The organism is Kribbella sp. NPDC003505, assembly GCF_040610875.1.
Taxonomy (GTDB): domain Bacteria; phylum Actinomycetota; class Actinomycetes; order Propionibacteriales; family Kribbellaceae; genus Kribbella.
In genome coordinates, this window is record NZ_JBEXNA010000009.1 from 41,473 (window position 1) to 53,847 (window position 12,375).

Below are 12,375 nucleotides of genomic sequence, written 5' to 3' on the forward strand. Positions count from 1 at the left end.
GAACTGGTCGTGGAAGATGCCGACGTCATCGTCGTGGGAGCCGGGCTGGCCGGTCTGGCCGCGACGATCCACCTGCAGGCCGCCGGCCTGCGGGTGAAGCTGCTGGAACAAGCTGACGAGGTCGGTGGCCGGGTTCGCACGGACGAGGTTGACGGTTTCCTCCTGGACCGAGGCTTCCAGGTGCTGCTCCCGGCGTACCCGGAGCTCCGGCGACTGCTCGCCCCGGAGAGCCTCGACCTCAGGTTCTTCAGCCGCGGTGTGCTCGCCGAGGGGCGCGACGAGCGATGGGATCTCGACTTCTCGTCGCGCGGCCGGGAGACCCTGGTCTCGTTGGCACGCTTCGCGGCCAAGCGCCCGCTGGACGCCCTGGCCGTCGGCGCCCTCACGCTCCGCGACACCACGATCGACGCGACCCGCCTTCGCGCGGCGGTACCGACCGAGACCGGCCGCGAGCTGGCCAGGTGGCGCATCTCGCGGCCCACGATCGAGGAGGTCTTCCGGCCGTTCCTGGCCGGTGTCTTCCTGGATTCCGAGCTGACCACCACCTCGAAGATGCTGCACCTGTTGTGGAGATGCTTCGTCCGGGGCGGTGCCGCCGTCCCCGCCGACGGGATGCGGATGCTGCCGCGCGCCCTCGCCGAACTCGTGGCCGACGATGCGCTCAGCCTGTCGACGACCGTCGACTCGGTCGACGGCGGTGTGGTCAGAGCAGGTGCACCCTTGAAAGCCCGGGCCGTCGTGATCGCGACCGACGGTACGGCGGCGTCCGCGCTGGCACCGGCGATCCGCGCTCCTGAGTGGGGCGGCGTCACGACCTGGTACTTCGCGGTCGACGAGCCGCCGCTCCGCCGGCCGACGCTCCTGCTGGACGGCGTTTCAGGCTCGCTCATGAACACGGTCGTCATGAGCGAGGTGGCGGACACCTACGCACCGGCTGGAAAGGCCCTGGTCGCGGCGTCGGTCCCAGGCGACACCCCAGCGGAGAGTGCGATCAGGTCCCGGCTCGGTGAGCTTTACCGTACGTCCACCAGCGGATGGGAGCTCGTCGCGGAGTACCGCATCCCGCGAGCTCTGCCCCGGATGAGCTCCAACCACGTCTTCACCAGTCCTGCCAAGGTCGGCCCGCAGCTCTACGTCAGCGGTGACCACCGGGACACCAGCTCGATCCAGGGCGCGCTGGTGTCCGGTCGACGGGTGGCGGAAGCCGTCGTCCGCGATCTCAGGCCGTGACTGCGGGTCGAGCGATCAACCCTGCGGTCGACCGAGGAGATGACGCAGGGCTGGCTCGAGCTCCGGGTAGCGGAAGACGTGCCCGGCCTCGAGGAGGCGGGTCGGCACTACGCGCTGGCTGGCCTCCGCCAGCTCGCCGGCACCCTCAGCTCCGAGGAGGAGCCGCGGGCCGAACGACGGAGTCGGCAACAGCGCGGGCCGATGCAGAACCCGCGCCAGAACGGCCGCGTAGTCCTGGTTGCGTACCGGCGCCGGGGCGACGGCGTTCACCGGGCCGCTGAGCTGATCGTCGTACAGCGCCCGGTGGTAGATGTCCAGCAGGTCGTCGATGCCGATCCACGCCTGCCATTGCGCACCGCTTCCGAGCCGGCCTCCGAGCCCGGCGGCGAACAACGGGTAGAGGGCCTTCAGCGTGCCGCCCGCCGGAGTCTGCACCAAGCCGGTCCGCACCTGCACGACCCGCAGGCCGCCCGCGGCGGCCGGCTCGGTCGCCTGCTCCCAGTCACCCACCAACTCGGCAAGGAAACCTTCGCCCCGGGCACTGACCTCCGTCAGCTCCTCGTCACCGCGGTCGGCGCCGTAGTACCCGATCGCCGAGGCGGAAACGAACACCGACGGCCCTCCGTCCGTCGCAGCCGCGAGCTCTGCCAGGGTTGTGGTCGGACCGATGCGGGAATCCCGCAACCGCTGCTTGTGCTGTGGTGTGAAGCGGCCGGCGATCGAGGCTCCGGCCAGATGGACGACGGCGTCGATCCCCTCCAGCAGTGAGCGATCCGGGCTCGCCGGGTCCCACCGACGCTCGTCGGGCCCTCCTGGTTCGCCGCGCACCAGCTTGACGACGGTGTGCCCGGAGGTGCTCAGCAGCGCACAGAGCGAGCGGCCGACGGTTCCGTGCGTCCCCGTGACCGCGACCGTCAGCGGGCGCATCCCCGTGGCATGCGCCCGCTGCAGCGCGGCGAGGTCGTCGGCCAGTTGCCGGTGCCGGTACTCCAGCATCGAGCGCAGCAGGAATCCGGGGACGTTGCTGCGGATGTCGTCGACGACCCTGGTGTGATCGTCGTCCTCGGCCACGAACTCGTGGGTGTGCCGCCAGTGGACGATCTGCCGCGCGAGCGGCGTGTCGAACTCGTCGACGAACCGCTTCGGCACCTCCGCCGAGCTGTGCCGCGCGATCCAGCGCAATCCCAGCGGGAACCCGAGCACCGCGGTGCCGCCGGACAGGTCGGTCGCCTCCTGCTCGATGCTGACCGGCATCCAGGGCGGCGTCAGCCGGACGATCGCCCCCGGCCGCTCGTGCCAGGCGAAGACCTCCGACCGCGGCGCGGCGACGACTGCCGAACGGGTGAGTCCCATGAACGGATACCTCCGGATCGCACCAACTGGGTTCCCCACGTCGGCCAGCATCTCACGAACCGGCGGGCCGTTGCCTCACTTCTGCATAAATTTTGGAATCACCGCATCCGCGCCGACGGCTTCGTCGGAAGAGGGGGTAAGTAGTCCGATCCTAGGAGGGTTCCTATGTCCGTGCGTCGAGTCACTGCACTGCTCGCCACCGGCCTCGTCGTTGCCGGTACGCCGGTGGCCGTGGCTGCCAGCGCCGAGGCGAAGCCGGCAGCTACCTCGTCCGTGTCCGTGCTGCACGCGGTGCCCGGTGCGACGGTCGATGTCTACGCCAACGGCAAGGCACTGCTGACCAACTTCAAGCCCGGAACGCTGACCGACCCGGTCAAGCTCCCGGAGGGCACGTACGACCTCAAGGTCACGGCGGCCGGTGCGGGCGCCGGAGGTGCGGCGGTCATCCAGGCGAACGACGTCAAGGTCCCGGGCGGCGCGAACATCACCGTCGTCGCGCACCTGTCCGCGGCGGGCAAGCCGGTCCTGACGCCGTACGTCAACGACGTCTCGAAGCTCTCGGCCGGTCAGGCGCGTCTGACCGTGCGGCACGACGCGGCAGCGCCCGCCGTCGACGTCCGCGCGGGCGGCAAGCCCGTGTTCAAGGGCCTGACCAACCCCAACGAGGCCAAGGCCGACCTGCCGGCCGGCACGGTCAAGGCCGACGTGGTCCTCGCCGGTACGTCGACCGTCGCGATCGGCCCGGCCGACGTCACCCTGAAGGAAGGCACCAACACGATCGTGTACGCGTGGGGCAGCGCCGCGGACAAGAACCTGAAGCTCGCCGTCCAGACGATCGACGGCCTGCACGGCAACCCGTCCGGCGTCCCGGGCGGAACCGGCGGTCAGGCCGCGGCCCAGGACACGTCCGCCGGCCTTCTGTGGCTCACCGGCGTACTCGGCCTGATTGCCCTCGGCATGATCGGCTTCGGCACGGCGGCCATCCGGCAGCGTGCCCGGTCGTGAGAATCACCCGCGGTGCGGCCGTCGTCCTGACGGCCGCACTCCCGGTCTTCGGCCTGGCGGCCGGCTGCTCGTCCTCCGGCGCAGCACCGGCCGACCCTGACCGAAGCGAGCGGACGGAGCAGACCGTAGCGGTGTCCCCCACCGCTCCTTCACCGGCACGGTCGTCCGCTCCGTCCGCTCCCCCGGCCACGACCGGCAACGGGATTCGCGTCCGGCCGGCCGAGCCGCCGACCGCACCCAAGGTCGTCCAGCCGAACCGCTTGCGACTCGACGCCATCGGGGTCGACGTTCCGGTTGTTGCCGTGGGCGTGGCGGCCGACGGGCAGATGGAGCTGCCGCCCAATCCCGCCGTCATCGGCTGGTACCGGTTCGGGCCGAGTACGACCGACCAACGTGGCTCGGTGGTCCTCGGCGGCCACCTCGACAGCAAGCAGTACGGCGTGGGCCCTCTCGTCCGGCTCCGGAAACTCCGGCCCGGGGACCTCGTGACAGTCCGGCTGAGCGACAACTCGACGACCAGCTACCGGGTCCGGACCGTCGAGGACATCGCGAAGTCCAGCCTGGCCCTCGACCGGGTCTTCGATCGCGACGGCACGCCACTGCTGCGGATCATCACCTGCGGCGGACCGTACGACCGCAACGCCGGCGGCTACCGGGACAATCTCGTCGTCACGGCAGCGCCCACATGAGCGCCGTCCGGCGAGTCCGGGATCAGCACAGCGTGACCGGACGCCTGGGCGCGGTGACGTTTCGGCTCGGGCCTGCCGTCGACACCGGCTCCTCGACGGGAGATTCGCTACAGTGCCGTTTGTGACCAGCATCGAGGCCGGCGCACCGTCGCCGCCCGACATTGCGAAAGGTCTGGCGGAAGGCCGCGAGCAGAGCCTCGCGGACGCCTACCGGCAGTGGTCCGGCCTGGTGTTCACCTTGGCATTGCGAGCTCTCGGCGACCGGACCGATGCCGAGGACGTGACCCAGCAGGTCTTCGTGTCCGCCTGGCGCGGGCGCGCGAACTTCGACCCGTCGCAAGGCGAGCTCGGCGCCTGGCTGACGGGTATCACCCGACACCGGATCGCGGACCGGCTCGCCGCCCGGACCCGGGAGCACCGCAACGCCGAGGCCGCCGGCGGCCTGCTGGACCGGGAGGCGTCGCCGGACCGCGTCGACCAGGACACGGTCGACAAGGTGGTCCTGGCCGACGAGCTGGCCAAGATCGACGACCCGCGCCGGACCATCCTTCGCCTCGCCTTCTACGAAGACCAGACGTACCCCGCGATCGCGGAGCAGCTCGACCTGCCGCTCGGAACCGTGAAGAGCCATGTCCGGCGCGGCCTGCTGCACCTGCGTGACAGACTGAAGGAGGTGAAAGGTGACGACACATCTGGATGAGGAACTGCTGGCCCAGTGGGTCATCGACGGCGAGTTGCCCGATGATGCCGCCGCCGATCACCTGCGGCTGTGCGGCCGCTGCCGCGAGAGCCTGCAGGAGCTGCGGGTCGTCGCGGGGCACCTCGGTGAGCTGCCGCGCCTGGACACGGCACCTGCCGACGTCTGGGACCGGATCGGCGCCGAGCTCGGCTTCGAGCCGGGCACGACGCAGGCGCGATCATCCGTACGGTCAGCACCGTCGGCACCGTCAGGACCGTCGGCTGTGCCGTCGTCCGTGCCCGACGCGTCCGTTGCCGAGTTCAGGCCACGGCGACGCCAGGTCGGCAGGACCGCAGTGGCGATCGCTGCGAGCATCGCTGCCGTGGTCGGCATCGGCGTCGGCGCGATCGGCGCGCTCCTGGTCACCTCGGACGACGCGGGCGGGCCGACCTCCGAGGCGGTCGCCAAGCTGGAACCCTTGGCCGGCAAGTCCGGCGACGGCAACGCCGACCTCCTCCGCGGAGCCAACGGCATCGAGTTGAAGGTCAGCGCGACGGGCCTGGCGGCAGCTCCGGGCTTCTACGAGGTCTGGCTGATCAACGAGGACGGCAAGCGGATGGTCGCGCTCGGCGTGCTGAACCCGAGCACGGGCGGCACCTTCCAGATCCCGTCCGACCTGACCGGCCAGGGCTACCGCATCGTCGACGTCTCCCTCGAACCGGACGACGGGAACCCGGAGCACTCCCACGACAGCATCATCCGGGGCACGCTGCCCAGCTGACCGTCAGGCGCGCTGCATCTGACGGGAGGCTGCGACGATCCGCGTCACGGCCCCGTCCAGGTCGTCCAGCTCACGATCGGGACCGGGCCAGCCGTGGCCTGCCTTCAGGACCTGGTGCCCCAGCCGCTGCAGGCGCCTGCTGAGGGCGGTCTGGCCGCTGCGCCGCAGCGTCGTCCACAGCACCACCACCGTGGGATCGGTCCGCTCCGCCGCCGCGACCACGGCGTCGTCGTTCAGACCTGCCTCGAGGGCGATCGCCGGGATGCCCCGCTCGAGCAGACAGCCACGCAGGACCGTCATCGGCAAGGTGTGACGCTCGCCGGGGCAGATGGCGAGCAGGCACGGGCGCCCGGTGCGCTGCAGGCCGCGCTCGGCGACGTACCGCTCGATCGCGTCCTCGACCGTCCTGGCCAGCAGGAACGTGAGATCGATGCAGTCGCCGATGTCGCTGAACCGGCGCTCCAGCTCGTGGAACGCGGGCGCGATCACCTCGTTCCAGGCCGGCCCGACGCCGCGTTTCTGCAGCAGATTGTCGAGGATCTCCGCCATCGTGGTGACCCGGTACGACTCCGCCGACGCGAGCAGCGCATCGGGTTCGGTGACGGCCTGTCCGGTCCCCGCGGTCAGCCGCGCGGCGTCCACCGGCGCGGCGCCCTTCGCGATCAAGGCGATCATCCGGCGCAGCCTGGCCACGTCGTCGGCCGAATAGCGCCGATGCTGCCCGGTGCTGCGCTGCGACGGGCCGATGCCGTAGCGCCGCTCCCAGCTCCGGATCGTCACCGTCGGGACGCCCAGCATCTCCGCGACCCGCCCCACCGGCCACACCATCTCCTCCGGGACGGCGGGTCGGGCGGCACTCGGACGGTTCGGCATCCTTCTACGATAGTCATGCTGGCGAGCTAGGTCCTGGAGCGCTCCCGGCTCGTGGCGGACTCGAGCTCGCGAGTGCCGTCGGTCCGGTCCGTTTGATCGGCGTGGTCGGCCTCGTCGGCCTGGGCGGCTTCGAGCTCGGCGGCGGTCGGTTTCTGGACGGCGTCGGCGAAGTAGAAGCGACTCAGCACGGACCGGAGACGCTCACGGCGGCGGTGCGGCCGCGCGACGCCGTTCTCGTCGGCCGGCGGCGGCTCGTCGAGCACGGTGTCCCGGTCGCGGGCGGTCAGCGCGTACGCCTCGTACACCGAGATCTCCTCGTGCCGTTCGGAGTACCCGCCGTCGGGGGCGCGGACGATGACGCCGCTCTCCCGGCCGTGCAGCAGCCGCTCCCGGTCGGCCCGCTGGAGCGAGATCGCCCAGCGCCGGGTGATCCAGAACCCGAGGACCGGCCCCACGACGATCAGCACCCGGCAGGCCCAGGTGATCGCGTTGATCGAGCTGTGGAAGTGCGTCGCGATCAGGTCGTTGCCGCTGTTCAGCCACAGGACGCCGTAGAAGGTGATCATCGCGACGCCGACACCGGTCCGCGTCGGGTTGTCGCGCGGCCGGTCGAGCAGGTGGTGTTCGCGCCGGTCGCCGGTGATCCACGCCTCGAGGAAGGGGTAGAGGGCAACGAACCCGATGAACAGCGGCGGCACCAGCAACGCCGGCAGGAAGATGTTCCAGCTGACTGTGACTCCCCAGAAATGCGACTCGGCACCGGGCATCAGCCGGACGGCGCCGTCAAGCCATCCCATGTACCAGTCGGGCTGCGACCCCGCTGTCACCTCGGCCGGGTTGTAGGGCCCGTAGAGCCAGATCGGGTTGATCTGGAGCAGCGCGCCCATCAGCGCGGTGACGCCGAAGACCACGAAGAAGAAGCCGCCCGCCTTCGCGACGTACACCGGGAACAGCGGGAAACCGACGACATTCTTCTCGGTCCGGCCGGGTCCGCGGTACTGCGTGTGCTTGTGATACACGACCAGGAACAGGTGCACCGTGATCAAGGCCAGCAGGATCCCCGGGATCAGCAGCACGTGAACGGTGAAGAACCGCGGCACGAAGTCGTCACCGGGGAACTCTCCCCCGAAGATGAAGAACGCCAGGTAGCTGCCGACCACCGGAGCGGCCAGCACCAGGCCCTGCGTGATTCGCAGGCCGGTGCCCGACAGGAGATCGTCGGGCAGGCCGTAGCCGATGAAGCCTTCCACGACGCCCAGGAACAGCATCACGATGCCGATCAGCCAGTTCAGCTCCCGCGGCTTGCGGAACGCGCCGGTGAAGAAGATCCGCAACAGGTGGACGCTCATCGCGGCGACGAACAGCACCGCTGCCCAGTGGTGGATCTGGCGCATCAGCAGGCCGCCGCGGACGTCGAACGAGATGTTCAGCGCCGACTCGTACGCCTCCGACATGTGCAGGCCCTTGAGCATGCTGTACGAACCCTGGTACTCGACCTCGGCCATCGACGGCTTGAACCACAGCGTCAGGAACACACCGGTCAGCACCAGGATCAGGAAACTGTAGAGCGCGATCTCGCCGAGCATGAACGACCAGTGGTCCGGAAAGATCTTCCGGAGGTTCTTCTTGCCGATCTTCGCGATCCCGAGACGGTCGTCAGCCCAGGTGACCGCCGTCGGAAGCTGCTTGTCTGCCATCAGCCGCCGCCCGCCGTATCGGTTGTTGTCCCGGGTCGCCGGTACCGGGGCCCGTCACACCAAACTTATGCACAATTGATGCACGCCGGCCACCGCCACGCAAGCACAGGTACGTCACACCCGCGTGCTCCTCGCCCAGCCGAAGTCTCAGGACTCGATGATCGTCCGGAGCCGACGGAGCCCTTCGTCGATCCGCCCCACCGGGACAGCGCCGAACCCGATCACCACGCCGGGCTCCACCTCGCCGAGGGCGTAGTCGCCCACCGACCCGATGGCCACCCCCTGCTTCGCGCACGCCGCGACCCAGGCGGCGACCGTGTCGTGCCCCGCACCCTCGCACCTGGCAGCCAGATGCAGCCCGGCCACGGTGGGAATCGGTCGCAGGTGGGGACGGAAGCCCTCGTCCAGCAGCATCGCGATCCGGTCGCGCCGCTGCTCGTACTCGCGCCGCATCCGGCGCACGTGGGCCGCGAGGTGCCCGTCGTCGATGAACCCGGCCAACGCCAGCTGGGTCAGGCTCGACCCGTGCCAGTCGGCGACGAACCGGGCGCGCAGCAGCGCGTCGAGCAAAGCCGGTGGAGCAAGGCAATAGCCCACCCGTAGAGCCGGCAGCATCGACTTGGAGAAGGATCCGACGTAGACCACCCGGCCGGAGTCGTCGAGAACGTGCAACGGGTCGATCGGCCGGGCGCCGTACCGGAAGTCGGTGTCGTAGTCGTCCTCGATGACCGCCGCGCCCGCGGCGCGGGCCCACTCCAGCAGAGCGGTACGCCGGGCCAGGCTCATCCGGACACCTAACGGGAACTGGTGTGCGGGCGTGACGTAGACCGCGGTCGCGCGGACGGGAAGTCGGTCGACGACAATCCCCTGCTCGTCCACCGGCACCGGCACGACGGTGGCGCGCGCGAACTCGAAGGCCCTGCGGGCCGGTGGGTAGCCGGGGTCCTCGACGGCGACCACATCACCGGGCTCGACCAGCACCTGCGCGAGCAGGGACAAGGCCTGCTGCACGCCGTCGGTGACGAGCAGGTCGTCCGGGCCCACGCTCAGACCGCGTGAGACGCCCAGGTGCCGGGCGATGGCGGCGCGCAGCGCGGGCGGACCGGCAGGGCCGGCATACACGGCGTACCGGCTGCTCCTGCGGACCACGACGTCCACGTGCCGGCGCCATGCCGGGTACGGGAATCGCGAGTCGTCCGGCAGCCCGGTGCGGAAGTCGTACGCCGGTGGCTCGCCGTCCAGCACCGGTACCTGCGGCGTCTCGCCTCGCCACAGCGGCACCGGCGTCAGCGGCGAGGACCGTGATGTCTGCGCGGACCGCGCCGCCGGGTCGGCGTCCGGGCTGACGAACGTCCCGACTCCCGCTCGCGCCTGCAGGTATCCCTCGGCGACGAGGTGATCGAGGGCCGCGGTCACCGTGTTGCGGGCGATCCCGAGCGACTGGGCCAGCTCACGGCTCGACGGAAGCCTGGTGCCGGCGGGGAGCCTGCCGGTCAGGATCGCGCGGCGGATCTGGTCGTAGATCTGCCGTGCGAGCCCGCTCTGCTCGTCGAGGGTCAGGTGCAGGTCCACCACTCGGCGATGCTAGGCCCTATCTGGGCGACCGCGGTGTTATCTCGTCGACACCGGACCAGTGCAGATCGCGCCGGATTGGCCCCACCGCCGGTCCACCGCCCCGCCTAGCCTGCTGGGAACCCAGCCCGAGGAGGCTTCATGACATCGTCCCGCATCACCGCGATCGCCGCCGTCACCGCCGCGGCCGGCGTCCTGGCCGGTACGTCGCAGGCGGTGGCGCAGCCCCGCTGCCAGGTGGTCGACGCAACGATCTCCGACAAGGTCGTCACCGAGGGCTGCCCGCCGGGCGTTCCGGTCTGCGTGGCCGGAACCGTCAGCGGCAAGCATCACTTCGACGGGACGACTGTGTTCGTGCTCGGGTCGCGTGGCGAAGCGCCGCCGACGGCTCCGGACCAGCGCCCGGTCAGCGGCACACTCACGTACACCTTCGCGGACGGTTCGACCCTGACGGCACTCGAGACCAGCATCGGCAACGTCAACACCCAGACCGGCACGGGCCACGCGGGCGGCACCCAGCAGTTCACCGGCGGCACCGACCGCTACGAAGGCGCGACCGGCTTCGCCTACCTCGCCCAGCACTTCGAGACCGACCATTTCGTCACCCGAATCCGGGGTGAGGTCTGCCGCGCGGGGTGAGGTGCCGCGGGTCAGACCGGTGGAGGCTGGATGCCGTAGTCGTGGATCTTGCGGTAGATGGTGGCGCGGGACATGCCGAGTGACTTGGCGGCGCGGCCCTTGTGGCCCTCGTTGGCGATCAGGCTGCGGATGATCGCGTCGCGCTCGAGTGCCTCCAACTGGCTCAGGCTGCGACGGCTGATCGCCTGCAGCCGGGCCGGGAGGTCGGCGGGGGTGATCACACCGGCGCGCCGGCGGCGGACGACGATCTGCCGCAGGATCTGGCCCAGCTCGGCGGTGTTGCCCGGCCAGGCCGAGCGCATCAGCTGCTGCATGGTGTCCGGCCCGCAGGTCAGTTCGCCGTGGCTCAGGCGGTCGAGGAAGTGCGGCACCAGCTCGCGGATGTCCTCGATGTGGTGCCGCAGCGGCGGTACTTCGATGGTCAGCGGGAAGATCGTCAGCAGCTCGCCGAGATCGGGCGGGTCGGTCGCGTCGCACGTCAGGGTGAGCACGATCCACGGCGGCTCCGCCGGCCGGCGTTCGACGACGTCGTACAGCGCCTCGACGGTGGCCTGCGCCCGGTCCTGGTCGAGCGCCTCGGCGTGCCGGATCACCAGCGCCTGCAGCGCGTCGTCCTCGAGCTCGGCCTCCAGCTCACCGGCGTAGCCGTCCCCGAGCCGGGCCGCGTCGACGACGTGGAACCGGCCGGCCTGGCTGTTCTGGCGGTGCGCCGCCCGGGCCAGCGCGACCTTGCCGACACCGCGTTCCCCGGTCAGCACGACCCACTGCCCGGCCCGGCACGCGTTGTCGACGTCGCGGCTGCTGCCGAGCCACGGCGCGGTGTGGCCGACGAGTCCGGGGAGGGCGGGACGCGGCGGCGGGCGATGACCGGAGGTCGCCGGGCCGCTGCCGGTCGCGGACGCGTGCGGACTGACCTGGACGATCCCCGCGCCGCCACGACCACCGGGGACGACGGGCCGGCAGGTGATCCGGACCCGGGAACCGGTCGGCAACTCGGTCACGATCGCCTCCGGGGCGCCGCGGGTCATCATCTCGGCCGCGTGCCCGAGCACCGCACGCTGGTCGACGGCGTCGAGGGCCTGACCGGCTTTGGCGTTCATCAGCAACAGATCGTCGTCGACCGCGATCACCATGTCACCGAGCCGGCGCGAACTCTGCAGGTACGCGCGCAGCAGGCGCAGCTCCCGCGCGGAGCTGTCGTCGAGCAGCGCCCGCCGGATGCTCTCCGCGGTCGTCTTGGCGAGCGCCATCAGCAGCGAACCGGCGTCCTTGCGCCAGCAGGTGAGGTCGATCGCGCCGATCGTCTTGCCGGTCACCGGATGCTTGATCGGTACGCCGGCACAGGCGAGCTCCTCGAGATCCTCCGCGTAGTGCTCGTGACCGAACACGTGCATCGGCCCGCCGCCCTCGAGCGCCGTCCCGATACCGTTGGTGCCCGCGAACTGCTCGGCGTAACTGAAGCCCGGCGCCAGGAAGACCCTGTCGAGGTGCTGCGCCAGCTTGGTGTCGGCGGTCAGCCGCTGGAGGACCAGGCCGGTCCGGTCGGTGAGGATGACGCTGATCGGCTGGCCGTCGAGATTCTCGTGCAGCCGCTCCAGCACGGGCCGGGCGCTGCGCGTCAGCGGGAGGTCCAGCTCGGGATCCGCGACGTACGGCAGGGTGATCCGGTCCGCCGACAGGTTCCAGCGCCGCGACCGCTGCCAGGAGGCCAGGATCGGCGGCCGGACGTCCTGCGAACTGACCGGATCGAGAGTCAGGAAGTTCAGGCGGGCCGCAGCTGCTCGCCGGTTGTCCGCCTCCGAGGGCGCGAATTCGTCCACGGGACCTCCCGAGGCCGGGCAGCTGCAGCCGATCCGC

The 12,375-nt window shown here is 70.7% G+C and carries 11 protein-coding genes; 6 read left to right on the forward strand and 5 right to left on the reverse strand.

The window, feature by feature from the left end; translation table 11 throughout:
* The first annotated feature begins 9 nt into the window (after nucleotides 1-9).
* Complete coding sequence (locus tag ABZX12_RS28195) at nucleotides 10-1,230, forward strand: NAD(P)/FAD-dependent oxidoreductase (RefSeq protein WP_355697935.1); 1,221 nt, start codon at nucleotides 10-12, stop codon at nucleotides 1,228-1,230.
* Between the two features lie 15 nt (nucleotides 1,231-1,245).
* On the opposite strand, the gene ABZX12_RS28200 is transcribed toward ABZX12_RS28195, so the two are convergent.
* Nucleotides 1,246-2,583 (reverse strand): TIGR01777 family oxidoreductase, encoded by a 1,338-nt coding sequence (locus ABZX12_RS28200; protein ID WP_355697937.1) that lies wholly within the window; start codon nucleotides 2,581-2,583, stop codon nucleotides 1,246-1,248.
* Between the two features lie 165 nt (nucleotides 2,584-2,748).
* Here ABZX12_RS28200 and ABZX12_RS28205 point away from each other — a divergent pair, with 165 nt between their 5' ends.
* The 4 genes from ABZX12_RS28205 (at nucleotide 2,749) to ABZX12_RS28220 (ending at nucleotide 5,737) form a co-directional block, all read left to right on the forward strand.
* Nucleotides 2,749-3,588, forward strand: a complete 840-nt coding sequence (locus tag ABZX12_RS28205; RefSeq protein ID WP_355697939.1) for a DUF4397 domain-containing protein — start codon at nucleotides 2,749-2,751, stop codon at nucleotides 3,586-3,588.
* Nucleotides 3,585-4,277 (forward strand): sortase, encoded by a 693-nt coding sequence (locus tag ABZX12_RS28210; RefSeq protein WP_355697941.1) that lies wholly within the window; start codon nucleotides 3,585-3,587, stop codon nucleotides 4,275-4,277. The genes ABZX12_RS28205 and ABZX12_RS28210 overlap by 4 nt, the downstream gene beginning before the upstream one ends.
* A gap of 121 nt (nucleotides 4,278-4,398) precedes the next feature.
* Entirely contained in the window at nucleotides 4,399-4,977 is a 579-nt protein-coding gene (locus ABZX12_RS28215) for a sigma-70 family RNA polymerase sigma factor (protein ID WP_355697943.1), read from the forward strand.
* The gene (locus tag ABZX12_RS28220; protein ID WP_355697945.1) at nucleotides 4,958-5,737 is read left to right on the forward strand and encodes an anti-sigma factor; all 780 of its coding nucleotides are present in this window, start codon (nucleotides 4,958-4,960) and stop codon (nucleotides 5,735-5,737) included. Before ABZX12_RS28215 ends, ABZX12_RS28220 begins: the two co-directional genes overlap by 20 nt.
* Before the next feature lie 3 nt (nucleotides 5,738-5,740).
* Here ABZX12_RS28220 and ABZX12_RS28225 read toward each other — a convergent pair whose 3' ends face one another.
* From ABZX12_RS28225 to ABZX12_RS28235, 3 genes are all read right to left on the reverse strand, one after another.
* A complete protein-coding gene (locus ABZX12_RS28225; protein WP_355697946.1) occupies nucleotides 5,741-6,610 on the reverse strand; it encodes a MerR family transcriptional regulator in 870 nt (289 codons plus the stop codon).
* A gap of 26 nt (nucleotides 6,611-6,636) precedes the next feature.
* Entirely contained in the window at nucleotides 6,637-8,307 is a 1,671-nt protein-coding gene (locus ABZX12_RS28230; RefSeq protein ID WP_355697948.1) for a cytochrome bc complex cytochrome b subunit, read from the reverse strand.
* Nucleotides 8,308-8,454: 147 nt separating this feature from the next.
* Nucleotides 8,455-9,882, reverse strand: coding sequence for a PLP-dependent aminotransferase family protein (locus tag ABZX12_RS28235; protein ID WP_355697950.1), 1,428 nt, complete (start codon nucleotides 9,880-9,882; stop codon nucleotides 8,455-8,457).
* A gap of 138 nt (nucleotides 9,883-10,020) precedes the next feature.
* On the opposite strand from ABZX12_RS28235, the gene ABZX12_RS28240 reads away from it, so the two are divergent.
* Complete coding sequence (locus ABZX12_RS28240; RefSeq protein ID WP_355697951.1) at nucleotides 10,021-10,518, forward strand: hypothetical protein; 498 nt, start codon at nucleotides 10,021-10,023, stop codon at nucleotides 10,516-10,518.
* 11 nt (nucleotides 10,519-10,529) lie between these two features.
* Here ABZX12_RS28240 and ABZX12_RS28245 read toward each other — a convergent pair whose 3' ends face one another.
* The gene (locus ABZX12_RS28245; RefSeq protein WP_355697953.1) at nucleotides 10,530-12,338 is read right to left on the reverse strand and encodes a GAF domain-containing protein; all 1,809 of its coding nucleotides are present in this window, start codon (nucleotides 12,336-12,338) and stop codon (nucleotides 10,530-10,532) included.
* Between the last annotated feature and the right edge of the window lie 37 nt (nucleotides 12,339-12,375).

Bases quoted from the DNA above. Each gene is read 5' to 3' on its own strand.
- ABZX12_RS28200 (WP_355697937.1), bottom strand. From the start codon at position 2,583: ATGGGACTCACCCGTTCGGCAGTCGTCGCCGCGCCGCGGTCGGAGGTC.
- ABZX12_RS28205 (WP_355697939.1), top strand. From the start codon at position 2,749: ATGTCCGTGCGTCGAGTCACTGCACTGCTCGCCACCGGCCTCGTCGTT.
- ABZX12_RS28225 (WP_355697946.1), bottom strand. From the start codon at position 6,610: ATGCCGAACCGTCCGAGTGCCGCCCGACCCGCCGTCCCGGAGGAGATG.
- ABZX12_RS28230 (WP_355697948.1), bottom strand. From the start codon at position 8,307: ATGGCAGACAAGCAGCTTCCGACGGCGGTCACCTGGGCTGACGACCGT.
- ABZX12_RS28240 (WP_355697951.1), top strand. From the start codon at position 10,021: ATGACATCGTCCCGCATCACCGCGATCGCCGCCGTCACCGCCGCGGCC.